24 protein-coding genes are annotated in these 26,941 nt (G+C 61.5%); 14 read left to right on the plus strand and 10 right to left on the minus strand.

Annotation, left to right across the window (positions count from 1 at the left end; genetic code table 11):
• Positions 1-248 precede the first annotated feature (248 nt).
• From QM649_RS13775 to QM649_RS13790, 4 genes are all read left to right on the plus strand, one after another.
• Positions 249-1,205: a carbohydrate kinase family protein gene (locus QM649_RS13775; RefSeq protein WP_415199625.1), complete on the plus strand. Its 957-nt coding sequence runs from the start codon at positions 249-251 to the stop codon at positions 1,203-1,205.
• On the plus strand, positions 1,202-3,118 hold the full coding sequence (locus QM649_RS13780) for an enterotoxin (protein ID WP_415199626.1): 1,917 nt from the start codon (positions 1,202-1,204) through the stop codon (positions 3,116-3,118). The genes QM649_RS13775 and QM649_RS13780 overlap by 4 nt, the downstream gene beginning before the upstream one ends.
• A gap of 29 nt (positions 3,119-3,147) precedes the next feature.
• Positions 3,148-4,335, plus strand: a complete 1,188-nt coding sequence (locus QM649_RS13785) for an SIS domain-containing protein (RefSeq protein ID WP_415199627.1) — start codon at positions 3,148-3,150, stop codon at positions 4,333-4,335.
• Positions 4,336-4,442: 107 nt separating this feature from the next.
• A complete protein-coding gene (locus QM649_RS13790) occupies positions 4,443-5,930 on the plus strand; it encodes a DHA2 family efflux MFS transporter permease subunit (protein WP_415199628.1) in 1,488 nt (495 codons plus the stop codon).
• A gap of 246 nt (positions 5,931-6,176) precedes the next feature.
• On the opposite strand, the gene dinB is transcribed toward QM649_RS13790, so the two are convergent.
• A complete protein-coding gene (gene dinB, locus QM649_RS13795; protein WP_415199629.1) occupies positions 6,177-7,325 on the minus strand; it encodes a DNA polymerase IV in 1,149 nt (382 codons plus the stop codon).
• Between the two features lie 78 nt (positions 7,326-7,403).
• On the opposite strand from dinB, the gene QM649_RS13800 reads away from it, so the two are divergent.
• From QM649_RS13800 to QM649_RS13815, 4 genes are all read left to right on the plus strand, one after another.
• On the plus strand, positions 7,404-8,306 hold the full coding sequence (locus QM649_RS13800; RefSeq protein ID WP_415199630.1) for a PGN_0703 family putative restriction endonuclease: 903 nt from the start codon (positions 7,404-7,406) through the stop codon (positions 8,304-8,306).
• Between the two features lie 59 nt (positions 8,307-8,365).
• Positions 8,366-9,214 (plus strand): RNA polymerase sigma factor, encoded by an 849-nt coding sequence (locus tag QM649_RS13805; protein WP_415199631.1) that lies wholly within the window; start codon positions 8,366-8,368, stop codon positions 9,212-9,214.
• A gap of 115 nt (positions 9,215-9,329) precedes the next feature.
• Positions 9,330-9,809, plus strand: a complete 480-nt coding sequence (locus tag QM649_RS13810; RefSeq protein WP_415199632.1) for a hypothetical protein — start codon at positions 9,330-9,332, stop codon at positions 9,807-9,809.
• A 78-nt stretch (positions 9,810-9,887) separates the two neighbouring features.
• Positions 9,888-10,601: a DUF3106 domain-containing protein gene (locus tag QM649_RS13815; protein WP_415199633.1), complete on the plus strand. Its 714-nt coding sequence runs from the start codon at positions 9,888-9,890 to the stop codon at positions 10,599-10,601.
• Positions 10,602-10,701: 100 nt separating this feature from the next.
• Here QM649_RS13815 and QM649_RS13820 read toward each other — a convergent pair whose 3' ends face one another.
• Complete coding sequence (locus QM649_RS13820; protein WP_415199634.1) at positions 10,702-11,034, minus strand: HU family DNA-binding protein; 333 nt, start codon at positions 11,032-11,034, stop codon at positions 10,702-10,704.
• 175 nt (positions 11,035-11,209) lie between these two features.
• Here QM649_RS13820 and QM649_RS13825 point away from each other — a divergent pair, with 175 nt between their 5' ends.
• Entirely contained in the window at positions 11,210-12,001 is a 792-nt protein-coding gene (locus QM649_RS13825) for a dolichyl-phosphate beta-glucosyltransferase (RefSeq protein WP_415199635.1), read from the plus strand.
• Positions 12,002-12,095: 94 nt separating this feature from the next.
• On the opposite strand, the gene QM649_RS13830 is transcribed toward QM649_RS13825, so the two are convergent.
• Positions 12,096-12,506 (minus strand): hypothetical protein, encoded by a 411-nt coding sequence (locus QM649_RS13830; RefSeq protein WP_415199636.1) that lies wholly within the window; start codon positions 12,504-12,506, stop codon positions 12,096-12,098.
• Positions 12,507-12,812: 306 nt separating this feature from the next.
• Between QM649_RS13830 and QM649_RS13835 the strand changes: the two genes are divergently transcribed.
• Entirely contained in the window at positions 12,813-13,658 is an 846-nt protein-coding gene (locus QM649_RS13835) for a proline dehydrogenase family protein (RefSeq protein WP_415199637.1), read from the plus strand.
• Here QM649_RS13835 and QM649_RS13840 read toward each other — a convergent pair whose 3' ends face one another.
• The 6 genes from QM649_RS13840 to QM649_RS13865 form a co-directional block, all read right to left on the minus strand.
• The gene (locus QM649_RS13840; RefSeq protein ID WP_415199638.1) at positions 13,659-14,750 is read right to left on the minus strand and encodes a hypothetical protein; all 1,092 of its coding nucleotides are present in this window, start codon (positions 14,748-14,750) and stop codon (positions 13,659-13,661) included. It lies immediately after the preceding gene.
• Between the two features lie 92 nt (positions 14,751-14,842).
• Positions 14,843-16,408, minus strand: a complete 1,566-nt coding sequence (locus tag QM649_RS13845) for a VWA domain-containing protein (RefSeq protein ID WP_415199639.1) — start codon at positions 16,406-16,408, stop codon at positions 14,843-14,845.
• Positions 16,409-16,545: 137 nt separating this feature from the next.
• Positions 16,546-17,844 (minus strand): DUF418 domain-containing protein, encoded by a 1,299-nt coding sequence (locus QM649_RS13850; protein ID WP_415199640.1) that lies wholly within the window; start codon positions 17,842-17,844, stop codon positions 16,546-16,548.
• Between the two features lie 168 nt (positions 17,845-18,012).
• Positions 18,013-18,564: a hypothetical protein gene (locus tag QM649_RS13855; protein WP_415199641.1), complete on the minus strand. Its 552-nt coding sequence runs from the start codon at positions 18,562-18,564 to the stop codon at positions 18,013-18,015.
• A gap of 136 nt (positions 18,565-18,700) precedes the next feature.
• Positions 18,701-19,456, minus strand: a complete 756-nt coding sequence (gene aqpZ, locus QM649_RS13860) for an aquaporin Z (RefSeq protein WP_415199642.1) — start codon at positions 19,454-19,456, stop codon at positions 18,701-18,703.
• Between the two features lie 141 nt (positions 19,457-19,597).
• Entirely contained in the window at positions 19,598-20,557 is a 960-nt protein-coding gene (locus tag QM649_RS13865) for an SDR family oxidoreductase (RefSeq protein WP_415199643.1), read from the minus strand.
• Positions 20,558-21,320: 763 nt separating this feature from the next.
• Here QM649_RS13865 and QM649_RS13870 point away from each other — a divergent pair.
• From QM649_RS13870 to QM649_RS13885, 4 genes are all read left to right on the plus strand, one after another.
• A complete protein-coding gene (locus QM649_RS13870) occupies positions 21,321-21,713 on the plus strand; it encodes a hypothetical protein (RefSeq protein ID WP_415199644.1) in 393 nt (130 codons plus the stop codon).
• Between the two features lie 76 nt (positions 21,714-21,789).
• The gene (locus QM649_RS13875) at positions 21,790-22,734 is read left to right on the plus strand and encodes a type I phosphomannose isomerase catalytic subunit (protein WP_415199645.1); all 945 of its coding nucleotides are present in this window, start codon (positions 21,790-21,792) and stop codon (positions 22,732-22,734) included.
• A 162-nt stretch (positions 22,735-22,896) separates the two neighbouring features.
• Entirely contained in the window at positions 22,897-24,006 is a 1,110-nt protein-coding gene (locus QM649_RS13880; protein ID WP_415199646.1) for a mannose-1-phosphate guanylyltransferase, read from the plus strand.
• Between the two features lie 48 nt (positions 24,007-24,054).
• Positions 24,055-25,497 (plus strand): phosphoglucomutase/phosphomannomutase family protein, encoded by a 1,443-nt coding sequence (locus QM649_RS13885; protein ID WP_415199647.1) that lies wholly within the window; start codon positions 24,055-24,057, stop codon positions 25,495-25,497.
• A gap of 151 nt (positions 25,498-25,648) precedes the next feature.
• On the opposite strand, the gene QM649_RS13890 is transcribed toward QM649_RS13885, so the two are convergent.
• Positions 25,649-26,854: a DUF1624 domain-containing protein gene (locus QM649_RS13890; RefSeq protein WP_415199648.1), complete on the minus strand. Its 1,206-nt coding sequence runs from the start codon at positions 26,852-26,854 to the stop codon at positions 25,649-25,651.
• Between the last annotated feature and the right edge of the window lie 87 nt (positions 26,855-26,941).

Raw genomic sequence — 26,941 nt, forward strand, 5'->3', positions numbered from 1 at the left:
TTTCGCTTTGGGCGATAATTGAGATAGAAAGTAAGCATCCGCAACAGAGCTGTCAATAAGAAATTTCCATGAAAAGCGGAGCCGTGGCGATTCAGCTTTCAACGAATTTCTGGAATCACCGCGAATGGCGCGGGTTCCGCAGGGGAAAGCGGCCGGATTATGGATTACGTTTGCTTTCTTCTTGACTGGGCGGCGCATAAGAAGCAATTATGCGAAACATAAATCGAAACCATGAACGCGGGAGTGAGATGCCAAGCCTGGATATAGCCATTGCCGGTGAGATCAACCTGGACCTGATCCTCTACGGATTGCCTGTAACGATTCCCACGGAACGCGAGCTGCTGGCCACAAACTTCGAGGTCACGCTGGGGAGCTCCTCCGCGATCGTGGCGCACAACCTCGCCAGTCTCGGGGTCTCCACGGGCTTCATTACGCGCGTAGGCCGCGATGAATTCGGAACCATGGCTCTGGGCAGACTCGAGGCAGGTGGCGTCGACGTTTCTCACGTGGTGAGAGCGCAGAACGAGACCAAGACCGGTGTAACGATCCTGCTGCACCACGGCGGCGAACGCCGCATCCTCACCTATCCCGGCACCATGTTCGAGATGACCATCGCCGATCTCGACATCGACTATCTCGCTTCGGCGCGACACTTTCATCTCTCGTCGCTCTTCCTGCATCGCGGTCTGCAGAAGGATCTGCCCGGACTCTTCCGCGAGCTGAAGCGGCGCGGCCTCACCATTTCGCTCGACACCAACGACGATCCTGAAGACCAGTGGGCCGGCGTTCTCCCTGAGCTGCTGCCGTATGTCGATCTGCTTCTGCCCAATCGCGACGAGTTGCTGCGCATGACGCGCAAAGACGATCTGCAGGCCGCGCTCGATGCGATGGCCCAACTGGTGCCGCTGGTTGCGGTGAAGAGCGGACGCGATGGTGCATTCATACGCCAGGGCGATCGCCAGTTCCAGGTGCCGGGCCTGAGTGTCGAGCCCATCGACACCATCGGTGCCGGAGACAGCTTCGACGCGGGCTTCCTCTCGGCATGGATCTCCGACCACAGCCTCGAAGAGTGCGCGCGGGCCGGCAATATTACCGGAGCCTTCTCCACGCTGCGGCCGGGCGGCACGGAGTCCTTCCGCGTGCGCGAAGAATTGAGCCGCTTCCTCGCGGAGCACAACTTCCCCACCGTGGGAGGCACTCGATGAAAGCACGGCCGCGAAAGCGCGGCCTGTGCGTCTGTGCCTCTGCGGTGCTGGCGCTTGCAACCACCCACGCCCATGCGACGACAGTGGTCGAGAACCGCACCCTGCGCGTGACGCTGCAGACATCCGCCCCCGAGCTTGTCGTGGAGGACACCGCAGCGCATCGCACGCTGCAATCGGCCGAACTCTTCGCCGTCACTCTCAAGGATGGCCGCGTGCTGAAGCCTTCCGCGGTGCAGTGGGTACACGGCTTCACTGCTTCTGCCCAGGGCACATGCGCCGAATTCAAGGACGACGCAACGGCGACCAGGCTCACGTGGTGCATAATCTCTCACGCCGACCGGCACTATGTGCGTGAGACCCTGTCGATCCGCAATGAACAGGCCGATCTCCCCATCACCGACGTGCAGCTGATCGATTTCCCCGATGCCGAGGCGCATGTCTCCGGCACGGTGAAGGGCTCGCCGATTGTCGACAGCTCCATGTTTCTTGGCTTCGAGCATCCGATCTCATGGAGCCGCGTGACTGACGGTCGCGCACAGGCCGGCATCGCGCGCGTACTGCCGCTGCGCAAAGGGCAGAGCGTCACCTATTCTGCGGTCATCGGCACCGCGGAGCCGGGCCAGATGCGGCGCGACTTCCTTCACTATCTCGAACAGGAACGCCCGCGCCCTTACAAGCCATTCCTGCACTACAATTCGTGGTTCGATATCGGCTACACGAATCGCTACGGCGAGGCAGATGCCATCGATCGTATCCAGGCCTTCGGCCGCGAGCTGGTGCAGAAGCGTGGTGTAAAGCTCGACTCCTTCCTCTTCGACGACGGCTGGGACAATCCGAATTCCTTCTGGGGATTCGATTCGCAGTTCCCTGACGGCTTCACAAAGACCGCCGAGGCTGCGAAACAGATCGGCGCTGGAATCGGCGTATGGCTCTCGCCATGGGGCGGTTACGGCGATGAGAAGAAGCAGCGCGTGGCTTACGGCGTCGCGCACGGCTACGAGACGATCAAGGACGGCTACGCGCTCTCCGGACCGAAGTACTACGAGGGCTTCCTGAAGGTCTGCATGGAGATGGTCAACCGTTACGGCGTGAATCAGTTCAAGCTCGACGGCACCGGCAACGCGGATCGCGTCTTCCCCGGCTCGGCCTTCGACAGCGACTTTGACGCCGCAATCCACGCGATCCGCAGCATTCGCGAGGCGCGGCCTGATACCTTTATCAACCTGACGACCGGCACTTACCCCTCGCCGTTCTGGGTTCTCTATGCCGACTCCATCTGGCGCGGTGGCGAGGATCACGACTTCAGCGGCGTAGGCAGCGACCGCCAGCGCTGGATTACCTATCGCGACGCGCAGACTTACAAGAACATCGTGCAGGGTGGACCGCTCTTTCCGCTCAACTCGCTCATGCTGCATGGCGTGGTCTATGCAAAGCAGGCCAAGGCGCTCACCACCGATCCGAAGAACGAGTTCGGCGAAGAAGTGCAGTCGTATTTCGGCAGCGGCACGCAGCTGCAGGAGCTCTACATCACGCCCTCGCTGATGACCTCGGCCAACTGGGACACACTGGCGAAGGCCGCCAAATGGTCGCGCGCACACTCGGCCATTCTCGAAGACACGCACTGGATCGGCGGCGACCCGGACAAGCTCGAAGCCTATGGATGGGCAGCATGGAAGCCGCAGGGCTGGATCGTCACGCTGCGGAATCCCTCGGATAAACCGCAGCGCTACGTGCTTCGCCTGCACAAGGCGCTGGAGCTGCCGAAAGGCGCACCGAGCACGTTTGCCGTAAGCCAGCCATTCGCAGAGAGTGCGTCCACGCTGCACTGGAGCGCGGACGCTCCGGTCAGCATCGAGCTGAAGCCATTTGAAGTAAAGACATTTGAATCCGAAGCAGCGGCTGACATCCGCTGAAGCACAACCCACAAAGAGGAGCAGACATTTTGAACGCACTCGAACAATTGACTCACCTGACAGCGGCGGAGAAGGAAAAGCTGGGGGCCGTGTATACGCCGAAGGAAATCGCACAGCAGCCTGCGACCTGGCAGCAGACCTGGGCGCTGCTGAAGGCGCGCCTGCCCGAGATTCAAGCCTTTCTGAGCACGGCCGGCGTGCGCGGTCCCGCGGCGGAGCGCCCGACGGTGTTCCTGGTGGGCGCAGGCACATCCGACTACATCGGCCGCAGCCTGCATCACCTTCTGCGCAGGGAGTGGCAGTCGGAGGTCGTCGCGGTCTCGAGCACCGACCTGCTCACCGACTTCGCCGACTACCTGATCGAAGGCCAGAAGTATCTCTGGATCTCCTTCTCGCGCTCGGGCGACAGCCCGGAAGGCGTGGCCGTGCTCGAGCGTGCGCTCGCCGAGCAGCCGCAGATCGCGCACATCGTCGTCTCCTGCAATGCGGACGGCAAGATGAGCCGCCTCATCAAGGATCGCGCCAATGCACTGAGCCTCATCCTGGGCAAAGAGACCAATGACGAGAGCCTGGCGATGACCAGCTCCTTCACCAACATGGTGCTCACCGGTCAGGTGCTCGCGCATGCATGGACCCCCGAGGCCTACGAGCCGGTGCACACAGCTCTGTGTGCCGCGGCCGAGGCCTTTCTCCCCGTGGCGGCAGACCTCGCCGCGGAGCTCGCACAAAAGCGCTATCCCCGCGTCTGCCTTATCGGTTCAGCGCTGCTGGCCGGTGCGGCCACTGAATCCGCATTGAAGGTGCTCGAGCTCACCGCCGGCGGGATCAAGACAATGACGCAGGCGACACTGGCCCTGCGCCATGGACCGATGGCCGCACTCGACAACGAGACGCTCTTCATCGCCCTGCTCTCCACCGAGAAGGCACGTCAGCGTTACGAGGTAGACCTTATCCGCGAGATCGAGCGCAAGGGGCTGGTCGCAAAGGCGGTAGCTGTGCTCGGCTCGGGAGCGGCCGCACCGCCACAATTTGAATCGACGCAGCTGCTGCAGCCCGCAGGCGCATGGGAGATTCCCGATCTCTACCGTCCGCCGCTCGACACGATCTTCGGCCAGTTGCTGGGATTGTTCTCGAGCCTCGCGCACGGCCTCTCCCCCGATGCGCCGAGCCCGAACGGCGCTATCACCCGCGTCGTGCAGCCGATCCAGATCTACTAAGCACGGCTCGATCCCCTCGTAGAAGAATCTGTAGAACAATAGAAGTCGGAGGCGGCTCTTCCAGCGCCTCCGATTTTTTGCGCGCCTTTTCACAAGAAGGCTCACGCATGATGCCGGGAGTTCACAGCATTCCGGGCATCCTACCGATCAAGAGCATGAATCTTCCTACGCCTTCGCCGACGCCTGTTCTCTCGCCTGCCAGCAAGCGGCTGCTGCCGTGGCTGGTGGCGGTTGCCTTCTTCATGGAATCGCTGGACACCACCATCCTGAACACCGCCGTGCCCGCCATCTCGGCCGCGCTGCATGTGGGCCCGCTCAGCATGAAGGCCGTACTGGCCAGCTACACCCTCGCGCTCGCCGTCTTCATCCCCATCAGCGGATGGGTCGCCGACCGCTTCGGCACGCGGCGTGTCTTCGCCTCGGCCATTGGCCTCTTCACACTCGGCTCGCTGCTCTGCGGCCTTTCGACCAACATCCACGTGCTCGTCGCCTGCCGCGTGCTGCAGGGCATGGGCGGATCGATGATGGTCCCCGTGGGCCGCCTCACCCTGGTGCGCGCCTTCGAGAAGTCCGAACTCGTACGCCAGATGAGCTTCGTCTCCATCCCTTCGCTCATCGCCCCGATGCTCGGCCCGCTGGCCGGCGGCTTCATCGTCAGCTATCTGCACTGGCGCGTGATCTTCTTCCTCAATATCCCGGTAGGGCTCATCGGCCTGGTCATGGTCTACCTGCACCTGCCCGATTTCCGCGAGGAGCGCACCTATCCGCTCGATGCCGTGGGCCTCATCCTCTTCGGCTCGGGCATCGCGCTGCTCTCTTATGTGCTGGAAGTCTTCGGCGAGCACACACTCAGCTCCCGCGAAGTCATCGGCATGCTCGTGCTCTCCGTGGCGATGCTGCTCGGCTACTGGCTGCACGCACGCTCCATCGCGCATCCGCTGCTCGATCTCACGCTCTTCCGTATCCGCACCTTCCGCGCTTCGGTCAGCGGAAGCTTCTTCACGCGCCTCGGTATCGGCGGCGTTCCGTTCCTGCTGCCGCTGCTCTACCAGGTTGGCTTTGGCTATACGGCAGTGCAGTCCGGTCTGCTGATCATGCCTCAGGCCATCGGGTCCATGAGCATGAAGGCGATCATGCCGAAGATTCTCGCCCGCCTTGGCTATCGCGGCGTTCTGGTCTCGAACACACTGATCATCGGCTGCCTGCTGCTGCTCTTCGCTGCGATTGGATTGCACACCCCCATCTGGGTCATCCTCGTGCTGGCCTTCTGCTATGGGAGCTTCACATCGCTGCAATACACCAGCATGAACACGCTGGTCTACTCCGATACGACCGAAGCACAGGCCAGCGCAGCCGGCTCCATCTCAAGCACGGTGCAACAGCTTTCCATCAGCTTCGGCGTCGCCTGCGCGGGCCTCGCCACCGCCTTTTTCCTGCCCGATGAAGCGCACGCAACGCGCGTGTCCATGATCCACGGCCTGCACAAGGCGCTCCTTTCACTCGGCGTCCTGACCATCATCGCCACTCTCGTCTTTCGCAGTCTGCGCCGCGACGACGGATCAGCCGTCAGTCATCCGAAGATCTTTCACCCGTGAATTAAGCCCATACACAGATTTGTCATCCCGACCGGAGCGAGACGCATTTGTGTTTTAGCGCAGTGGAGGGACCTGCGGTTCTCAGAGAGGTGAAGAAACGACGGGTGGCCCACACAAGCCCGCAGTTGGCTTGTGTGGGGAAGCACGAACCTCCCTACCAACGCCGGGCGCCTTACAGCTCCGTGGAGCGGAATACCTTTCATCACGGAATGCACAGAGGGAGCAGTGCCAACACGCACATCCCTCTCAGCGCAGAGTCGCAAAGCCGGGTGCCCCAGGTCTCGCTTCTGAGACCTGGGAAGAAACATCCTCATCCTCCGCAGCCTGCCCCGGAAACAGCGGAAACTGCGGCTCCTCATCCTCATCGCGAAAGTTACTCAGCCCCACACCCGCCAGCCGGAAGAGCGGCCGCGCGGAGACATCCACGCGCTCGCGCAGGCCCCACGCAATCGCCGCAAGTTCTTCGCTCGAGGACGGCGGCTGGCTCAGCGTGAGGCTGCGCGTCAGATTCGCGAACTCGCTGGTCTTGAGCTTGAGTACTACGGTCCGGCCAATACGCTCATTGCCCTTCGAAGCCTTCCACACCTTCTCGGCCAACTCGCGGATCACCTCCCCGAGCTCCTCGAGCGGCACATCGCGCTCGAAGGTGTCTTCCTTCGAGATCTGCTTCGAAATCCGCCCGGCAACAACCGGGTTGTGGTCGATGCCGCGCGACAGTTCATAGAGACGTGCACCGTATTTGCCAAAGCGTTCTTCCAATTCGCCCGGTCCCAGCCGCCGCAGGTCACCGACCGTGGCCAGCCCGAGCTGACGCAGCCGCGTCTCCATCACCTTGCCCACGCCGGGAATCCGCCCCACCGGCAGCGGCTCAAGAAACGCCTCCACCTCGTCCGGCTGGATCACGAAGAGCCCATCCGGCTTGCGCCAATCGGAGGCGATCTTCGCCAGAAACTTGTTCGGAGCTACACCTGCCGAAGCCGTCAGGTTCAGCTCCTGGCGAATCTTCTCGCGGATTGCCTTCGCCACGCGCGTCGCCGTCGCGAGGCCGGTCTTGTTCTCGGTCACATCGAGATACGCCTCATCGAGCGACAGCGGCTCGATCAGGTCGGTGTGCTCTTCGAAGATGCGTCGCGCGGCCTGCGAAGCGGCGCGATAGCGGGTGAAATCCGGCGGCACGAAGATCGCATGCGGACACATCCGCTCCGCCGTCAGCGCCGCCATGGCCGAACGCACGCCGAACTTCCGGGCTTCATACGAAGCCGCGCAAACCACCGACCTCCGGCCTCGCCAGGCCACCACCACCGGCCGCCCACGCAGCGCAGGATCGTCCCTCTGCTCTACCGACGCGTAGAAGGCGTCCATATCCACGTGCACGATTTTGCGGCCGGCAACCATAAAGAGGTCTTTGAGGCACCTGCCTCGGCATCACTCCTCGCATTATAATTCGCCTTATCTTCGCCCATCATGAAAATTATGAAGTCGGAGCCTCACCCCGTAGTCGTCCCCGAAGGACTAAGCCTGAGAGACGAGCTCAACCTGCGCGCGCGGCTCTGGGCTCGCGCGCACGGCTATACCGCAGCCGAAATCGGCGGTGAGGCTTCGAGCCTGCTCTTTGGCTGCGATGAAGCCGGGCGGCACGGCAATTTCCACCCCGAGGTCTACGCCGCAATCCTCCGCAATACGGGCTGGATGAAGCGGCTCGGGAAGGTACACACCGCCTATAAACGATCCCGCGCACGGGCCGATTGGCCATGGCGGGAGCTCGACGCCGGTACCAGTTCGGATGCCCTGCTGATGAATGTCTTCTGCCATCCGCAAACCCGCCGAAACATCGCACTCCACACCCTGCTCGGCGAGTCTGCTGGGCTCGGGACCGAGCCGGTCTTCGGCGTGAAGCCACGCACTCCATTGGCATCCGGCCGCAGCGACACCACGGAAATGGATATGAGGCTTGGCGATCTTCTGGTCGAAGCCAAACTCACGGAAGCGGACTTTCAGACGGCCCCGGAAACGCTCATCCAGCGCTATCAGGAAATCGAGGAAGTCTTTGATTCCGCATATCTTCCTCGCCTTGCCGATGGCCGCGTCTCCGGCTACCAACTCATTCGCGGGACACTGGCTGCGCATGCCACCGGCCTCGGTTTTGCCGTGCTCTGCGATGCCCGGCGCCCGAATCTGGTCGAGATATGGTTCCAGGTACAGCGCTGCGTCCGGCCGCTCGAACTGCGGATGCGCCTCAAACTGCTCACCTGGCAGGAGGTCGCAGCTACCCTTGGCGACGAGCACCGGAGCTTCCTCGCAGCCCGCTATGGCATCTTTCCTTCGAGCGGTTCGAGCGGAATTTCAGGCGTTTCGCAGCCTGGGACTGGCCAATAGATAGTCCGCCGTTTCTCTCGACCTGCGGCTAAACCGCTACAATCGACCTTGTCGCCCAAATGCCTTACCGCCCTCCATCTTCCCCATTTCCGGATCCGGAAGACAATCCCGTCCATGGCACCCGACCACGCCACCCCGGCGAGAACGAAGATGCCGATACGGAACTCGATTCCGATCGGGATGAACTCGATGCGCAACCTGACGAGGAAAACCGGGTTGATGAGGACATGGCGACCTTGGCACTTGACCAGACTTTGGATACCTCGTTCGAACGGCCTGCGGGGTTAGCCGGAGCTGCCGACCGCGCTCAGCGTCCGGCGACTGCCGGAGAGCTCAGCGCGATGTCCGATGCCGAGATTATGCTCCGCGTCCGTGAGGGCGATGATTCGGGCTTCGATTATCTGATTCACAAGTACCACAAGCCCATGATTCACTTCATGTTTCGCATGGTGCACAACCAGGCGGTGGCGGAAGAGCTGGCCCAGGAAGTGTTTCTTCGCGTCTATCGTTCACGGCAGAGCTACCGTGCGGAGGCGAAGTTCACCACCTGGCTGTACCGCATCGCCACCAATCTGGGCGTGAACTACGCACGGGATACGAAGTATGAGCGGGCGGCGCAGAATGTCTACCTCGACCAGCCGGACCCGGAGACGGGTACGACGCCGGATGTTGCTGACCTGACCGCCTCGGTTGAGCAGGAACTGGTCAAGGACGAGAAGATGCGGGCCATCCGCCAGCACGTTTTGGCACTGCCGGAACGCCAGCGGAACGCAGTACTGATGCACAAATATCAGGGACTGGACTATAAGCAGATTGGAGAGATACTCAAGTTGAGTGAATCGGCGACAAAATCGCTTCTCTTCCGCGCTTACCAGACCCTGCGGGAAAAGCTGAAAGAATTCGCATAAAGGCGGCGGACGCGCCTGCCGGGACAAGGGGTTCCGGCGAATGCAGCCCGAGAGCAGCACTGGTGACAATATGAACTGCCAATCGACAAAAACGAAACTGCCCCAGACAATCCTGATGGATCTGTTGGCCGACGAGACGGGACAAGAGCCCGCACTGGCCGAGGCACGCAAGCACGTACAGCAGTGCCCGGAGTGTGCCGGCGAACTGGCCGAGCTCGCATCGACCATGACCACGCTCGATGCCTGGGAAGCGCCCGAACCCTCTCCCTACTTCCACGCCCGGATGTCGGCCCTGCTGCGCGAAGAGCGCGCGGCCGAGCCGGCTGGGTTCTTCGAACGCCTCAAGGCCCGCCTGCTATTCGGCTCGAACATGCAGCTGCGCCCGATCGCAGTGGGCGGCCTCGCGTTGCTGCTCTTGATCGGCGGCGGCACCTATGCCGGTCTTATGAGCACGACGCCGCAACCGGTACATACCTCGGCTACCATTCAGGACTTGCAGTCTCTTGACGAAAACCAGGGTGTCTTCCAGCAGTTGAACGCGCTTGACCAACAGGACACGGAGATCGACAGCGCTCCGGCGAACAACAGCCTGTAAGCTGAGCTGGCAAAATGGGCGGGGCCGGCGATCCGGTCCCGCGCACCGCAGTAATTCATCAGCCGCCAAAGAGCGGCGATGCCTTGGAAGACGATGACGATGAGGGAACGTAAGCACATGTCGGCGGGCCAGCGTAGCTGGCTGGATTGCGGAGGTCTGTTCCGCGCGCGCCGTCCGCGTCTTTTCGCGATGCTTGCCGCTTCCCTGCTGACCGCTTGTACAGCCCGGGCACAGGCACCACATCCCGCCGCTCCGCCATCTCCCGCACCCAACTCCGTGCCGGAGATTCGGCAGGGAGTACAATCCGCGCCTCGTCCGGAAAACCCCGGCCAGCAGCATTTGCCCGATTGGTATCGCAGCCATCAGGGCCAGAGCGCCCAGCAGCAGATCGATGCGCTGCGCCGGGAGCCCGGCTTCCATAATCTCCCCGCCGATCAGCAGCAGCGGCTCATCGACCGTTTGCAGGCCCTCGATGCCATGACGCCGGAAGAGCGCCAGCGCCGGATGGCTCGCAACGAGGCCTTCGAAAAGCTTTCCCCGGAGCGCAAACAGGAGGTTCGCGGTGCCGCCCAGGCCCTGAACCAGATGCCAAAGGATCGTCAGCAAGTCGTGCGGCGCGCCTTCCAGCAGTTGCGCCGGATGCCGACCGCGCAGCGCCAGCAGCTGCTGAATTCCCCCGTTTATGGCGGGCAGTTCACCCCTCAGGAGCGCACGGTGCTGGGCAACCTGCTTTCCGTTGAGCCCTACCAGGTACCGCGGACTATCCCCCAGCCGTATTTCGGCCGGCCCTGATTTCTCATTGAATCGGTATAGCGCAGACTTACCCGCTGCAAACGGGCGCAGCCAGCCTCCGGGTCGGAGACCGGCTGTCATTGCCCGCGTAAATCAGGTATCAATCCTCGTCGGAGTCGTCGTCTCCATCATCCGCGCCGTCATGAGCGCCCGCCTCGCCGGGATTCACGAGATCGCGAAGCTCCTTGCTCGGCTTGAAGTAGGGCACCCGCTTCGCGGGCACGTCGACTTTTGCACCGGTCTTGGGGTTGCGGCCGATGCGCGGCTTTCGCTGCCGGATCCGGAAGCTTCCGAATCCGCGGATTTCAATCTTATCGCCCGATTTCAATGCCCCGATCACTGCGTCGAAGATCGTATCCACAATCACTTCGCCGTCACGCCGGGTCAGATCGCCGAGATTCGTGACTTCCTCAACCAGGTCTGCCTTTGTCATGGTGAGCCGCGCTTCGCCTCCAGTTAACTCCTTAACACAATAGTAGATGCGGGAAATTCGCGCACCTGCATAACTAAATTTTTCATTCCCAGGTGGAAAATACTTCTCCCGGCCGGAATCTTCTCCGATTCTCTGCCGAAAACCCGGGGAAGCGTATGATATCCCAAGGCGTTTTGTGAACAGTAAGGTCTCTCCCGTGCCCATTCAGATCAGCATCGTCATTCCCGCCTACAACGAAAGCGCCCGCATCGGCCGCACGCTCGAGGAGACCCTTCGCGTAGTCGCCGAGCGCCAATGGGACGCCGAGGTGCTGGTGGTCAACGACGGCTCGACCGACGACACCGCCGCTATCGTACAAGGCTTTGCCAGCTCTCACCCCCAGTTGCGGCTCATTGAGAACCCGGGGAACCGTGGCAAAGGCTACAGCGTGCGTCATGGCATGCTCAAGGCTGTCGGCAGCATTGTCATGTTTACCGACGCCGACCTCTCGGCACCGATAGAAGAGGCGGAGCGGCTCTTTGAGATGATCCGCAACGGCGCGGACGTGGCCATCGGCTCACGCTGGCTCGAGCGCAAGCGCCAGACCGTACATCAGCCGCTTTACCGCCAGTTTTTTGGACGCTGCTTTAACGCGGTCACGCGCATGGTCATGAATCTGCCCTTCGCCGACACGCAGTGCGGATTCAAGGCGTTTACCCGGTCGGCAGCCAGAACCATCTTCCAGCTGCAGCGCATCGAACGCTGGGGTTTTGACCCCGAAATTCTCTTCATCGCCATCAAACGCGGTTATCGCGTACGAGAGGTCCCGGTCACCTGGGGCCACGATGAGCGCTCCCGCATCAGCTATCTGAAGGACGGCCTCAAGATGCTTGAGGAGTTGGCCTACGTCCGCTGGAACGCGTTAACCGGCGTCTACAACCGCGAGGTGAAGGAATACCCCGTGGAAGCCCCGGCTGCCAAGTTCTAGCTCGGAATCTGACCAAGTAAAAAGAGCGCCTTCGAGGGCGCTCTTGAAATCTTCATCTCTACTTCTTCTATCGATCTATGTCTGGCGCTTCCTTCTAGGAGGCCAGCGGCTGCCGTTCGATGGCGGGCTTCGGCGCCTGCATCTCGTCGATGCGGCGGATGCGGAAGCGCGACCGATCAACGACACGAACGCCATTTACCGTCCGCTCCAGTGCGAGGGATTGCGAACAGTCGCCGCAAAGCCAGTAGTGTTCCATCCGGTGAGCCTTCAGACCATCTTCCTGGCCCGCGGTACGGACAGCATCGAACACAAAAATCCGGCCCTCGCGCAGATAGTGCAGCGGTTTCGCGCACTCAGGATTCGCGCAACTGTTTAACATGGATGCTCCTGATTTGGGGGCTTTTCCCCCGGTAACGTTCTCGTGCATTTTCTGGATGTCCCGGCGCGCTTCAACTGGGCTGTTGAGAGCGTAGATTTCGTCGAGGCGCGCTGCTTCTGCGTACAACGTTGCCTAACTCTAGCTAGGATGCGTGCCAACTCTCTATAGGTGCTTCATGAATTCTGACCACGAAGGAATATTTCGGCGATTTCACCGCTTTCGAGAGGCCGGCCAGCCCTGCACTCCCTGTGAGACAATGATCGGTCGGATCCGCCCCGGATTTTTTCAGCAAGATCCTCCGGTCCAGCACTTCGACGCCTGAATTTACGACTGATCGCCGTTACGATGCCCATCCTGCGCTCTGCCTTCATTGCCCTCTCCCGAAATCAGCCTTTACGCCGTTTTTCTGAAAGCTCCGCCGCCGGCCGCCGGATGTCTTCCCGCTTTGTCGCCGGCATGACCATCGCCGAAGCTGTCGCTGCAGCGGAATCCCTGCAGTCGCACGGCATTGCCTCGACCCTCGACAGTCTCGGCGAGAATGTGACCACCCCGCAGGAGGCTCAGCGCTCGGCAGATATCTACCACCGCCTGCTGGACGCCATCGCCACCAAGAAGCTCAATGCCAACGTCAGCGTGAAGCTTACGCAGATGGGCATGGATCTCGATCCAGACCACTCACTCGCCCGCCGCATCGTCTCCGACCTGGTCGATCACGCGGTCGCCGCGAATACTTTCGTCCGCGTGGACATGGAGGGTTCGGAGTACACCCAGGCCACCATCGACCTGGTGCGCGAACTGCACGCCCGCCACCAGAACCATAACCACGTCGGCATTGTGATCCAGGCCTACCTCTATCGCAGTGCCGAGGACATTGCCCGCCTCACCTCCGAAGGTATCCGCATCCGGCTATGCAAAGGAGCCTACAAAGAGCCCGCCGATCTTGCCTTCCCCCAAAAGGCGGAGGTCGATGCGAATTACGTAAAACTCACCGGGCAGCTTCTCGATTCGGGAATTTATCACGGCCTCGCCACACACGACGAAGCCATGGTGGAAGCGGCCAAGGCCTACGCGAAGAGCCATAGCATCGCACCCTCGCAGTTCGAATTCCAGATGCTCTACGGCATCCGGCGCGACCTGCAGCGGCAGCTAGTAGAGCAGGGCTACAACGTGCGCGTCTACGTTCCCTTCGGCGCGGAGTGGTATCCCTACTTCATGCGCCGGCTGGCGGAGCGACCCGCGAACGTGCTCTTCCTGGCGAAGAACTTCTTCCGCAGCTAGTCACTCCGTGCCCGCTGCATCCCGCAGCGGGCACGGCTTCATGTCGCACAGGATCGATACCGTCAGCCTGGGCCGCAGATGCTCTGCTTCTTCGTCATTGAGCAGCCCGCGATCGTGCAGGACTCGGACCGTCGCCTCCAGCTTGCGCCGTTCACCCTCAACCAGCGCACCCAGCTCACTCTCGTAGGTTGGCTCGTCTGTCCAGCGAATGCCCTTATGCACCTCGGGCCGCCACGTCAGCGCTTTCGGATCGGCGTTCACCCAGTAGGCCAGCAGGCTATAGCGCGTCTCGGCATTGAGTGGCTGCACGCCGAAGCACGAGCCCCAGGGACGATTCTCTTCGAATCGCCGCGCCCGGATGCTGTCGGTGCCCAACTCCACCAGCGCCACGCCCGGATCATTCTTATCGTTCTCTACGAGGTCGTAGATATAAACCTGAGGCCATCCCTCTTCCAAAGGCCCACCCACAAAATCGCCGCAGCTGCCATGCCCGAGAAGCTGCGACGGCGAGCCGTCAACGCTCACGCGCACCTGCACGGCCTCTTCCGAGTCCTCCACGACACGGCCCACGAAGCTTCTCGTCGCACCGTCAGAAGACGCATACATCTGTCCTCCGCTACTCTTTGGCTCACGTGCCAGCAGCATCGCCGCCACACGCTGTAATTCCGCGCCGGCCCAGCCACCGTCTGTGTCGCTCAACCAGACACGCAGCAGAGGCAGCGCCTGATCCTCCGGAAGCCGCGAGGCCAGCAGAGCAGCCTGCGCCGGGAAACGGCTATTGACCATGCGGATGGCCCGGGCGCTGGCCGGGGTCGATGTCTGAATCAGTGCATCCAGGAGAGCGGACACAACCTTTGCCTGCGACGAATGCCAATCATCTGTGTAAAGCGGGGGTAGAACCTCCTGCTCCAGCACCGGGGAGATTTCGGCCAGCAGCGCGGCATCCTTCCGCTCACGTGCCTCGGTCGCAGCCCAGGCAACGAGACGCGGGTCATCGCCATGCAGCCACTGGTGCAGAGTCGCCGTGTCGGCATCCGCTTCGCGGCTGGCTTGCGCACCAGCAGAAGCTCCAGAAAGAACTGTCGCGGACACGAGCAGAAGAACCAGCAAAGAGCAACGCGGCATCCGTTCCCTCACAGCATGTTAGACACCGTGCAGGTACGATCGTTCCCGCGATTTGCTGTCTACTTCTTCGGAATGTCGATCGGCACCTGCACCGTGCCCGTTCTTCCGCTCAGCTGATCCCACACGGCGAGGAAGAGGTATTTATCTCCCTTATCCAGATTCACCGGCTGATCGATAACCACAGACCTGCTCGCCCCTGCCTCAGCCGCCTCTTCGGAGGTCTGCAGCGTGATCTGCTCCATCCGCTTGTCGGTCAGAGTGCCGATGTCACTGAGCTCGAGAGAAGCGACTGCGAAGGTCATCTGCCGCTTGTCTCCGCTGGGCGAGGTGCTCAGATCACGAAACGGCACGGTGTACCGAATCACGTAGGGCTTCGATTTCTTACGCGGCGGCGCGGCAGTGATGACGGCATTCGCCTTCACCTGCGCTACCTCAGGAGCGTCCGCCGGCAGCAGGCGCGCCTGAAAGGTGATCGGCTCGCTGGTAAACGAAGGCAGGGAGATTCGCTGACCGTCGCTCAGGATGCGCGTGCGCGGCCGGGACTGCGGACGGGCAATCAGGTCGGCCGATCCGCCGACACTGCCATCCGCAAAATAACCCTGGCGATAGCTCAACTGGTAGCGGCTGCCGTCCTCCAGCTCAATCTTCACCTTGTGATACTTGTTGTCCGCCTTAAAGTTCTGCGGAGAATACGTCAGCGTGTAATAGCTGCGGTCGACGTCGAGGATGCGAGCGGCAGCTTCCTTCAGACCGTTGCTGTTGTAGATCGCCTGTCCGCCCGTGGCACGCGCCATATCGTTCATCAGCATGTGCTGCTGATCCATGCGCCAGCTGAGCCCCACGGTCAGACCGCGCGCATCGATCGGATAGAGCGCGATGCGCTCCTGCTCCAGCTCGTCGTAGAGAACACGCCAGTTTGCATAGTCCTCGATAATCTGTGGATCTTCCCGGAGAAAGAGCGTGGAGCCGCCCGAGAACCAGATCACATTCTTCCGCCCCTGCAACGGGCCCAGAGAAAGAGCCAGCCGGTGCATGGTGTCGAGATCGTTGAGCCACTCGCGGCCCGTGGGAGGAAAGCGCGGGATGGAGCGCCGCAGTGCGGCGAGCAGAAGGCTACGGTCAGCCGTAAAGTCCTGCACGAGGAAGCATCCCGAACCGGCCCGCAGATAGATGGCGATGGGCTGATCGAGGTTGATCTTCTCCAGAAACTTGGTCAGCTGCGCGTAGAGGTACATCTGGTCGACGATATTCAGGTTGGAAATATCGAAGACCACGACGTTCAATACCGGCGGCAGGCTCTTCAGATACGCGTTCGAAATCGTGCCATCCTGGGTATTCTCAGAGATCGGCACCAGCTTCTCGCCCGGCTGCAGCACGTGTTCCTGAAAGGAATCGATCTTTTGCGGCTGGCCGTCGTCGTAAATGTGGAAGGAGCTTCGCGGCAGCCCATGCACCGGATTGCCGTGGCTGTCCTCGACCGTCACATCGGTGAGCACGACGCGGGACTCGGCGCGGATGGTGAACTGCCCGGGCTGGTAATCGGGCCTCGACTTCTGCTGATCGGGAGCCGCGTTGGGAGACGGAGCTGTCGCATTGTCACTCTGACTCTGAGCCCAGACGCTCATCCCACCCGACAACAAAACCGCCGCAAACACACACCCGCAAGAACGAAGCATCGGCCCTCCAGCCTTCCACACAGCCAGATCCACCTTTGTTGACGCTCGGACACAGGAGGAAGTTGCGAAAGCTCTGCCGTCAGCGCTTAAGCGGCCGCGTCCCTCTGTGGCTGCCGCATCGGCTGCGCCTGCCAGTACGTCAGCGAGCGCCATACCCATTCCAGCGGGCCGAAGCGGAAGCGCGCCAGCCACAGCGGCGAAATCAACAGCTGCACTGCCCAGATCGCCACTACGATGCCGAACTGCTCCACGCGGCTGACCTTTCCGAACAGCCCGAGCCCCCAGCCGTAGAAGAGGAAGGTGCAGAGCACCGTGTCGAAGATGTAATTTGAGAAGGCCATCCGGCCGACCGCGGCCAGCCTGCGGCGCGCCCCTGTCAGCCAGCCCCTCTGGCTGGCCAGCATCACCAGGCCGATCCAGAAGAAGCACACCGGCAGGCTGCCCCAGTAATTCCACTGCGAATCGAGGAAGAAGCTCTGTCGCAGATCCCAGTGATGCGCGAAGGCCTCGTGCACCCCCGTGGCCACCAGCGGTAGGCCCACCACGAGTCCGGCGGCGATGAACCAGCCATAGACCCGCGCCGGAAGCTTCGCACTGAAGCCCCCCAGCTTGAACAGCCCCATTCCAACAAGCATCAGACCATAGGCTCTCCAGAAGGCCAGAAACAGGTTGCCCTGCACCTGCATCGAGATCTCCTGCTTGATGCGGTCCGGCTCTTCGGTTCGCCAGCCGGCGCGATAGGTCGCAAGCTCCTTCGCTTCCGCCTGCGGCGTGGGATGCCAGAAGCTCTGCTCCATCTCCTGAACCTGCGCCTTCGGCCAGTGCGGCAGGGAGAGATAGCTGCCCGTGTAGAGCAGCGAAGCCACCGCCGTCACCAGTACGCCGGAGATGAGAAGCGTTTTCGGCCTGGCCTTGCGCGCGGGAAAGACCGCCGCACCGCCCAGCGCATAGGTGAAGAGAATGTCCCCCGGCCACAGCAGGTAGCCATGCAGGCAACCGAAGAGCGCCAGCCACCCCATGCGACGGTAGTGGATCGCGCCCGACCTGCGCCCTCTCGCCTCGAGACGGCTGGTCATCAGCAGCACCCCCGCTCCAAAGAGCATCGAGAAGATGGACATGAACTTGAGCTCGGCGAAGAGATAGCAGCTGACCCAGACCACATAGTTCCAGCCGTGCAGATCGCCGTAGGTGGTCGGATTGAGATAGGCCGAGCCGATCATCGAGAAATCCTGGATGTTCATGGCCAGGATGCCGAGCAGCGCCACGCCGCGCATGACATCGATCGAAGCGATACGCTCGCCGAGCTCGACCGGCGCGGCGACTTCGACAGGCAACATGTCGGGGGTGGAAGCAGCAGTAGAAAGAGGGGTGCTGGCAGCGCTCATGGCATTCGTCTCACACGAGGAGCATGGGCCCCGCGTGAAGACAGTCTAAGCGCCGGACGGGAAGGATCCAGTTACAAATGTCATCCTGCCCGAGGCATTTCGACCTTTGCTGCCATGTCATCCCGACCGAAGGAGAACCTGAAGCTGTCTCGAAGAGACAGCCCAGATCTACTCAGGCACCTGCCAGCCCGCTCCCACCGTCGCCATGACCTGCTTGTCCGAGGCGTTGCCGGAGATGGAGTCAGCCATCTTCGGAAACACGGCCTTCAGCTTGTCGGTATTCGCCCAGACGGGAATGTCCATCATCATGTAGTGGTAGCTGACGGTGCTCTCAAGAAAGCCGTTCTGCTTCGCAGGCTGCGTATAGCCGTCGATGCTCGTTACCATGCGATGCCCGTAGCAGAAGCGCGGCGCTGTGCGCTGGCCAAGGGGCGTCAGCGTGTACTTCACCATCTGGATGTCGTGCTCGTCCTCGCGCTTGAGCAGCCCGATATCGCTCATCGCATCCAGCTGCTTCCGCAGCGTCGCAGCTTCGGGGCCGGTCTTCTCCTCATCGGGAAAGCGCATGCCCGAAGGAAAGAGGCACTCATTATGGTTCTCGAAGTACGCATTCAGCGACTTCTCGAACTTGGCGTTGCTGGGCTTGGTATCGGTACATCCAGCCGCAAGGCTCAACATCGCCACGGCAAAAAGAGAAATCGAACTCGTTCTTACGTTCATCCTGACGTAAGAAGCGAAGATTGCACGAGAAGTAGCTTCCAACCGCAGAACTTTCTCACGAAAGACAAACGCCGGAGCCGATCTTCCCTGGAAGAGCGGCGTTAGAGAAACGGCTCCGGCGGCTGACAAAAGAGAGCTAGCTTACCGCTGCTGCTCCGCGCTCACGCTGCTCGCTGGGCAGCGCACGCTCCGCCTCACTCGTGCTGATCAGCGTATCCGGAACCCGGATCACGCCATAGACCACAGCGGCGATCACCGCACCGATAAAGGGCGCCACGATGAAGAGCCAGAGCTGCTGCAGAGCCCATCCGCCGACGAAGAGCGCTGGACCGATGCTGCGCGCCGGGTTGACTGAGGTGTTGGTGATGGGAATCCCCACCAGATGGATGAGCACCAGGACCAGGCCAATCGGAATTCCGGCAAAACCTACCGGCGCCTTGATGTCCGTCGAGCCGAGAACCGTCAGCACCAGGAGCCCGGTGAGAATCGCCTCAGCCAGGAAGCATGCCACGAGAGAATACTGCCCCGGCGAGTGCGCCCCGTAGCCGTTCGCGCCCAGACCCGCGACCGAGGCGGAATAGCCGCCAGGCGCGCCCTGTGCGATGAAGAGAATGAGCGCTGCGGCGACAATCGCTCCCACGATCTGGGCGATCACGTAGCCCACGGAGTCCTTCACGCTGATCTTGCGGGCCACCAGCAGCCCCAGCGTGACCGCCGGATTGATGTGGCATCCGGAGATCGGTCCAATCGCATAGGCCATGGTCAGGAGAGTGAGACCGAAGGCCAGGGATACCCCGAGATATCCGATATGGGTACCGGCGAGCACTGCGCTTCCTACACCACCAAAAACCAGGACAAACGTGCCAATCGCTTCCGCGGCGAACTTCTTCATGGAAAAACCTCGTTCTCAGAAATCACCAACGAGGTCAATCTACTCCCGGAAATCCCGGAGCAATACAAAAATCAACAGCGGCAACAATGAAATTCATTGTTGCCGCTGCTGGGTGTTTCGCAACGATTTTCGCGCCGGGCTCTAACTCTTTACCGCAGCTGCGTACTGCTCCTTGTACCACTCCACCGTGCGCCGCAGGCCCTCTTCGAAACCAACCGCCGGATCATAGCCGAAGGCCTCCCGTGCGGCCGAGACATCGGCCAGCGAATCCTTGATATCGCCGGTGCGCGGCGGCCCGTAGATCGGCTCCTCTTTGAAGTCGAGCAGACGCGCCAGCACGCGGAAGGTGTGGTTCAGCGTATTGCGAGCACCGCAGGCTACGTTGAAGACACGCCCGGAGACATTCTCTGACGGCGCTTCCATTGCCTTGATGTTGGCCGAGACGGCATTCGCGACGTAAGTGAAATCCCGCCCCTGCTCGCCATCACCATTGATCGTGGGCCGTTCGCCCTGCATCATTTGCAGCGTGAACTTGGCCATCACGCCGCTGTAGGGAGAATCCGGCACCTGGCGCGGTCCGAAGATATTGAAGTAGCGCAGGCAGACGGTCTCGAGACCGTAGACCTGCCAGAAGCTCTTCATGTAGTACTCGCCGGTAAGCTTCTGCACCGGATAGGGCGCGATGGGCATGGGCACCATCGTCTCCACGCGGGGAAAGCCCGGCTGATTGCCGTAGGCGGAAGACGACGCCGAATAGACAACACGCTTCGTACCCGCGGCGCGTGCGCCCTCGAGCAGATTGAAGGTGCCATCGATGTTCGCAGTGTGGCTGGTGCGCGGATCGAGCACCGAGCGCGGCACCGAGGGCAGAGCCGCTACGTGGAAGATGTAGTCCACGCCCTCGCAGGCCCGCGCCGTCGCCTCGGCATCGCGCAGATCGCAATGGACGAACTCGAACTTGCCGTCAATCGCCGCCAGATTCTCTTTACGCCCGGTCTCGAAGTTATCGAGTCCCCGTACCACGTCGCCACGCTCCACCAGAGTCTGCGTAAGCCACGAACCAATAAAGCCGGCACAGCCGGTCACCAGATAACGAGCCATATCTCTTCCATCGTAAATTGCCGGGGCATAATGCCGCTTGCTTCATATCCTGCCCTGCACTACGTCAAACCCGAATGGAGCCTCGTGTGAGTTCGGCCTTGCTTCTGCTGATGGTAGCCGGTGGACTCGCAAATGCAGCCCAAACAGCATCTTCAGAGGTGCCTGCCTTGGAAAAGCTTCCCGCAGGAATATGGGAGACCCATAACAGTCAGGACGGCTTCGTGGGCATCAACCTCTGGGAGGTGTCATCCGTTGCAGGTCATGGAGGACCGCCTCTGAAGGGCGAGGTCCCGTATGCAGTTCTACAGATCGGCATCTACCAGAGAACAGGAAATGCGATCCACTGCGGAGAAGAAAACTTTTTCGACACAGCCTGGCGAGGCACTGAGAGGCCGGGAGCTTCCTCTCGTTATACCGCCGATCACCTCACTGTTACTTATCCTCCCGGCCGGCCGGAACCGCCGATCGATCTCGATCTGACGTGGTATCCGCAGGAAGATGCATGGCGCGGACGGTTCCACCGGGGCAGCTTCGATCATGAAATCATCCTTTGCCGCGCTCCGGACCGGCCTGATCACGACGGGGCGTTGTGCGTAAATGCAAATCAGCGCGGAGCAATCTGGATTCCCGCTCGCTGACTCCAGCATCCCCTGTATTTTGCTATCCTTCTGGCGACGCTCTTCTGCGCCATTCGAGGCCGCTCATGCGCTCTGAACCTCGTTCTGCTTCCCGCCTTTTCCGCGCCGTTCAATTGCTTTGTTGCATGGTGGGATTTCTCTCACCCTGGCTGCTGCTGATCCGGTTCTCTCCGGCACGCATTCCGCTGGCGATCTTTTCCTGTGGCTTGGCGATTGCATGCGGCTTTCTTATCCCCGGTGCGGCGCTACGCGTCCGCTATCCCGAAGCACGCCTCGAACCCTGGTCTGCGCCTTCCCAGGCCCCACGCATATGGCTGTGGCTCAACCGGATATGTGGTGGATTCGGGCTTGCCGCGCTCCTCACTTGCATATTCTTTCTTGGCCGACCTCATCATCACGGCGAAATCGATTGGTCCTGGACGCTCATGTCTACCGGCATGATGTTCAACTTCTGGTCTCTGCTGATCGCCTCCTATCGACTGCGCCGTAACGCCGCCGCGGCTACCGCGATCGCCTGATGCCGACACGACCATTCACATCTCCGTAATCCTTTCCTCTTCAGCCGCTTCCCACTTCTCAGGCATACTGGAGGAGATGAACGAATTGGTCCCCTTCCGTCTCGAGCCGTATTTCCGCACCCGCATCTGGGGTTTCAACGACCTTTCTCCCTGGTATGACTTCCAGACCGACGGCGAGCCCATCGGCGAGGTGTGGCTGACCGGTGAGATGTGCAAGGCCGCCACCGGCCCGCACACCGGCCTCTCGCTCACCGAGATCACGGCCAAGCTCGGCCGCGGCCTGCTCGGCGAGTCGTTCGGCACCGGCGAGTTCCCGCTGCTCATCAAGCTGCTCTTCCCCAAGGAAAAGCTCAGCGTGCAGGTGCACCCGGATGACGCGCTGGCGCAGAAGTATGGCGAGCCGCGCGGCAAGACCGAGTGCTGGTACGCGCTCGATGCCAAGCCCGGCGCCGCCGTGGCGCTCGGCATCAAGCACGGTGTTACCGCCGACCAGATCCGCGCTTCGATCGAGAATGCGACCCTCGAAGACCTGCTCCAGATGGTCCCGGTCTCGAAGGGCGACATGCTCTACGTCGATGCAGGCACCGTGCATGCCATGGGCCCCGGCGTCGTCATCCTGGAGACGCAGCAGACCAGTGACCGCACCTATCGCCTTTACGATTACGGCCGCCCGCGCGAGCTGCACATCGAGAAGTCCATCGAAGCGATGCGCCTCGAGACCCACGCCGGCAAGATCGCGCCGCAGTCTGCCAACGGTTCGACCATCCTGATCGATGAAAAGTATTTCCGCATCGAGCGCTGGGACGTTGTCGCCGGCGATGCCAGCGGACTCGTGACGCCCACCGGCAAGGTGCAAATGCTCTTCGTCGTCGACGGCGAGATCGAGATCGCCGCAGCCGGAGCGGAAACCTTCACCGTCGGCCGCTGCCAGCTTGCCGTGATTCCTGCCGATGCGGCCAGTGTCTCGGTGACAGCTCCCGCAGCTGCCTCCGTGGTCCGTATCCGGCCGAACGAAGTCTAGTTTCGAACCAGCGTGAGATCCGGCTTCCGGGTCTCACGCCAATCCAATCCTGCATTTCTCCAGCGCCCAGCCATTCTGTTCCCCACAACAGCAACTCTGAGGGCATACACAGCGGAGCCGCATCATAATAGGTCCCTCATCTTCCGCGAAAGGTGACGTGCATTGAAGATCGACTTCCGTCCCATCATTCTGGCCGGCGGCAGCGGCACTCGCTTCTGGCCGCGCAGCCGCAAGGCGCGTGCCAAGCAGGTACTCGCACTCGACGGCGAGCGCACCATGATTCAGCGCACCGTCGACCGGCTTGCCCCACTGGCCAGCCCTGACGATGTGTGGGTCATCACCAACGACCTGCTCTCCGGCACCATCTGCGGCCAGCTCGATGTCGTCCCTGACGAGCACGTCGTCTGCGAGCCTGCGGCCCGCAATACCGCTCCCGCCGTCGGCCTTGCCGCGTTTCTTATTGAGAAGCTCAATCCGGAAGCGGTCGTCGGTATTTTCCCTGCCGATCACGTGATCGGCAACCAGCCGGAGTTCATCCGCGTCATCGACCAGGCGCTCCACTTGGCGGCCGCTGGCGAGAACATGGTCGTGCTTGGCGTGACCCCGACGCGTCCGGAAACCGGCTATGGCTATATCGAAACCGGCGAGAAGTTAGGCGAGGGCGTGGCCCGCGTGCGCCGCTTTACCGAAAAGCCCAACCTGGAACGCGCTGAAGAGTTCCTCGCCGCCGGCAATTACCACTGGAACAGCGGCATCTTCATCTGGAGCGCGCGTACCATCGCCAACGCCGTGCGTGAGCACCTGCCCGAGACCGCGCCCCTGCTCGAAAAGATCGCAGCCGCCTATGGCACTCCACAATTCCGCGAGGTCTTTGCCGAGTACTATCCGCTGTGCGAAAACATCAGCGTCGACTACGCCGTGCTCGAGCCGCGTTCGGCCAAGGGCGAGAGCCGCTCGAATCTCTACTGCCTGCCGGCCAACTTCGGCTGGAACGATCTCGGCTCCTGGGCTGCGCTTTTCGAGCACAGCCATGAGATCAAGGCCAATGTCGACGAGCACGGCAACGTAAACGAGTCGGCCGGCAGCATCGCCATCGAGGCGCACGACAACTACGTCTACAGCCCGAAGAAGTTCGTCGCGCTGGTCGGCGTCAAGGATCTGGTGGTGGTCGAGACCGACGACGCGGTTCTCATCACGACGCGCCATCATTCCCAGGACGTTGGTAAAGTCGTCAAGGAACTCGCCGCACAGGGACGCAAGGATCTCATTTAGTCCGGCGGCCGCAACACATCCAGACCCCATACAAGAGCGAGAAAAGACATGGCCCAACCCACAGCGATCAAGTTCGGTACCGACGGCTGGCGCGGCATCATCGCCGACGATTTCACCTTTGAGAATGTCCGCATTGCCGCCTCGGCGATCGCGAATTACCTGCACGCCTCGATCGATGCGAAGGAAGCCGTCAGCAAGGGCGTCTGCATCGGCTATGACACCCGCTATGCCTCCGACCGCTTCGCCCGCGCCGTGGCCGAAGTCGTCGCCGCCTCCGGCATCCCGGTAAAGCTCGCCAGCCGCATCACGCCCACCCCTGCGCTCTCCTATGCCGTGCGCGAGCTCGGCGCGGCCGGCGGTGTGATGATCACCTCCAGCCATAATCCCTTCCAGTGGAATGGCGTGAAGTACAAGGCTTGGTACGGCGGCTCGGGCAAGCCCTCGATCATCTCCGCCATCGAGACGCATCTGGCTGACGCGCCCATCAAGGCCGCGACGCCTGCGGCCATCGAAGAGGTCGACTTTGTTCCTGAGTACGTCGACGCGATCAAGAAGTTTGTCGACCTCGACCTGATCGCAAAGGCCGGCAAGAAGTTCGCCATCGATTGCATGTATGGCGCAGGCGCGGGCATCATCTCCGGCATCTTCACCGAGATCGGTGTCGACCACATCCAGATTCGCGCCGAGCACGATCCGCTCTTCCCCGGCATCAACCCCGAGCCCATCGAGCCGCATATCATCGCGCTCGAAGAGGCCGTCGTTGCAAACAGGTGCGACGCGGGCCTCGCCACCGACGGCGATGCCGACCGCATCGGCGCCGCCGATGAACATGGCAACTTTGTCGATCCGCACAAGATCTATGCCGTGCTGCTCGAGTGGCTGCTGAAGCGCAAGGGCTGGCCGGGTGACATCACCCGCGCATTCAACACCACGCTCATGCTTGACCGCATCGCCGCCAAGTATGGCCGCACGCTGCACGAGCACGGCATCGGCTTCAAGTTCGTCTGCGACCTCATGCTCGAGAAGGAAATCCTGATCGGCGGTGAGGAGTCGGGCGGCATCGGCATCTCGAAGCACCTGCCCGAGCGCGATGGCCTGCTCAACTCGCTGCTGCTGGCGAACGTAATGGCCGAGGAAGGCAAGACTCTGGGCGAGCTGGTTGCCGATCTGCAGGCCGAGTACGGCGAGCACCAGTATGGCCGTATCGATCTGCATATTCCTGACGCGATCAAGAACGCCGCCATCGCCCGCGCCCGCGCCGGCGTGAAGGAGTTCGCCGGCATGCCGGTCGAGCATGTCGAAACGCTGGACGGCATCAAATTCTTCCTCGACAACCCCGAGGCCAAGACCAAGCCGAACGCGGCCAAGAGCTGGCTGCTGCTGCGCGCTTCCGGCACCGAGCCGCTGATGCGCATCTACTCCGAATCCTGCTCGAAGGAATCGGTGCAGAAGCTGCTCGAAGCGGGACGGAAGTTCGCACTCGAGTCGTAATTCTTTCACAAGACAAACAAACGCCGTTGCCGGATCCACTCCCGCGCGGCGTTTTTCTTTGCTCACGCTTTTTATGTTGTCATCTCGACCGGAGCGAGACGTTCTTGTCTCGCGGAGTGGAGAGACCTGCGGTTGAGCTCTCCTGGAGGAACTACAAGTAACTCAGCCACCAGTCACGACGCCGAGCTTTCAGCCGGCTGAACCAGCGGCACGGCAGATACAGCAGCGCCACTGCGCTCAGCCAGACGGCGTACACCACCGGCAGTCCGAAGCCCCAGTGCGGCAGATAGCCGATAAACACCGAGCCCGGCTGCAGCCAGAATCGCCAGTTTAGGTGCAGCTCCGCCGTCAGCAGCAGCGCGCCCAGGTGTATCAGGTAGATATGGAGCACATAGTAGAAGAACGGCACGCGTCCGTAGACGTCGAGCACACCACGCAGCTTTGGCAACAGTTCTGATGTCTCGAGCCAATCGAAAGCCGAGTACAAAAGCAGAAGAATGCCCAGAGTCACCAGCAGGTATTGCAGGGACGGCGGATATTTCGTTACCTGCAGGAACGACATCGTATCCCGCCAGAAGCCGCCCAGCGGTTCGAGCTTGAAGCTGTCGCCGTAGCCGTGCAGCACGCGCAGCAAGGCAAAGACTGCGAGCATCGCCACCCCGAGAGCCCGCGCCATCGCACGCCGCAACTCCGGTGTCCAGATCGTCAGCGCGCCGAAGACATAGCCAAGGCAAATGACGCCGATCCACGGGACTACGGGGTAAGCGATAAGCCCCACGAACTGGTGATGAAACAGAATCGGTCCCTGCTGGTGCAGGAACTCCCACAGCGTTCCGATGCCGGTCCCCGGCTGCATGCGGATGCCGTCGAGCAGATTGTGCAGTAGCACGATCGCAGCGCCCACCGCACCGATCGCTGCTGTCGGCAGGCCGATCAGCAGGCCGAGGAAGATCATTGAGAAGCCGATGGCCCAGATCACCTGCAACCCTGGAGCCAGGTTGAAGGACCATCCAAAGCTGATCAGCGTCGGCTCGAGGAGCATCAGCCAGAGCCCGCGCGTCAGCAGCAGCTTCCGCACCTCCCCTGTGCTCTTGCCGCGTTGAAGCTGCAGGTAGACCGAAGTTCCGGCCAGAGCCACGAAGCCCGGCGCGCACAGATGCGTAACCCAGCGGGTAAAAAACATCGCCGGCCAGGAACGCAGCGGATCTGTGGGGTTGATGGTCTGCTGCCATACTCCGAAGTAATCCCGGGTGTGGTCGAGCGCCATCAGGACCATCAGCAGGCCCCGCAGGATATCGATCGAGGCCACACGCTGGCGGACGGAGACCTTTGGCGGCAGATGGGTGACCGTGCTCATGGGGTGAGCCAGTCTAGCCGATTCCGCATCCAGGCGCATCGATAGATTTCCAAAAGAGAGGTTGTCATTCCGACCGCAGCGAAGCGC

This window comes from Silvibacterium sp. (genome assembly GCF_047605705.1).
Lineage (GTDB): Bacteria > Acidobacteriota > Terriglobia > Terriglobales > Acidobacteriaceae > Silvibacterium.

What these genes read in the sequence shown, in the direction of transcription:
- QM649_RS13775 (WP_415199625.1), top strand. Translation starts at nt 249, where the DNA reads ATGCCAAGCCTGGATATAGCCATTGCCGGTGAGATCAACCTGGACCTG.
- QM649_RS13780 (WP_415199626.1), top strand. Translation starts at nt 1,202, where the DNA reads ATGAAAGCACGGCCGCGAAAGCGCGGCCTGTGCGTCTGTGCCTCTGCG.
- QM649_RS13790 (WP_415199628.1), top strand. Translation starts at nt 4,443, where the DNA reads ATGATGCCGGGAGTTCACAGCATTCCGGGCATCCTACCGATCAAGAGC.
- dinB (WP_415199629.1), bottom strand. Translation starts at nt 7,325, where the DNA reads ATGGTTGCCGGCCGCAAAATCGTGCACGTGGATATGGACGCCTTCTAC.
- QM649_RS13800 (WP_415199630.1), top strand. Translation starts at nt 7,404, where the DNA reads ATGAAGTCGGAGCCTCACCCCGTAGTCGTCCCCGAAGGACTAAGCCTG.
- QM649_RS13805 (WP_415199631.1), top strand. Translation starts at nt 8,366, where the DNA reads ATGCCTTACCGCCCTCCATCTTCCCCATTTCCGGATCCGGAAGACAAT.
- QM649_RS13810 (WP_415199632.1), top strand. Translation starts at nt 9,330, where the DNA reads ATGGATCTGTTGGCCGACGAGACGGGACAAGAGCCCGCACTGGCCGAG.
- QM649_RS13815 (WP_415199633.1), top strand. Translation starts at nt 9,888, where the DNA reads ATGCCTTGGAAGACGATGACGATGAGGGAACGTAAGCACATGTCGGCG.
- QM649_RS13820 (WP_415199634.1), bottom strand. Translation starts at nt 11,034, where the DNA reads ATGACAAAGGCAGACCTGGTTGAGGAAGTCACGAATCTCGGCGATCTG.
- QM649_RS13835 (WP_415199637.1), top strand. Translation starts at nt 12,813, where the DNA reads ATGTCTTCCCGCTTTGTCGCCGGCATGACCATCGCCGAAGCTGTCGCT.
- QM649_RS13845 (WP_415199639.1), bottom strand. Translation starts at nt 16,408, where the DNA reads ATGAGCGTCTGGGCTCAGAGTCAGAGTGACAATGCGACAGCTCCGTCT.
- QM649_RS13850 (WP_415199640.1), bottom strand. Translation starts at nt 17,844, where the DNA reads ATGAGCGCTGCCAGCACCCCTCTTTCTACTGCTGCTTCCACCCCCGAC.
- QM649_RS13855 (WP_415199641.1), bottom strand. Translation starts at nt 18,564, where the DNA reads ATGAACGTAAGAACGAGTTCGATTTCTCTTTTTGCCGTGGCGATGTTG.
- aqpZ (WP_415199642.1), bottom strand. Translation starts at nt 19,456, where the DNA reads ATGAAGAAGTTCGCCGCGGAAGCGATTGGCACGTTTGTCCTGGTTTTT.
- QM649_RS13865 (WP_415199643.1), bottom strand. Translation starts at nt 20,557, where the DNA reads ATGGCTCGTTATCTGGTGACCGGCTGTGCCGGCTTTATTGGTTCGTGG.
- QM649_RS13870 (WP_415199644.1), top strand. Translation starts at nt 21,321, where the DNA reads ATGGTGGGATTTCTCTCACCCTGGCTGCTGCTGATCCGGTTCTCTCCG.
- QM649_RS13875 (WP_415199645.1), top strand. Translation starts at nt 21,790, where the DNA reads ATGAACGAATTGGTCCCCTTCCGTCTCGAGCCGTATTTCCGCACCCGC.
- QM649_RS13885 (WP_415199647.1), top strand. Translation starts at nt 24,055, where the DNA reads ATGGCCCAACCCACAGCGATCAAGTTCGGTACCGACGGCTGGCGCGGC.
- QM649_RS13890 (WP_415199648.1), bottom strand. Translation starts at nt 26,854, where the DNA reads ATGAGCACGGTCACCCATCTGCCGCCAAAGGTCTCCGTCCGCCAGCGT.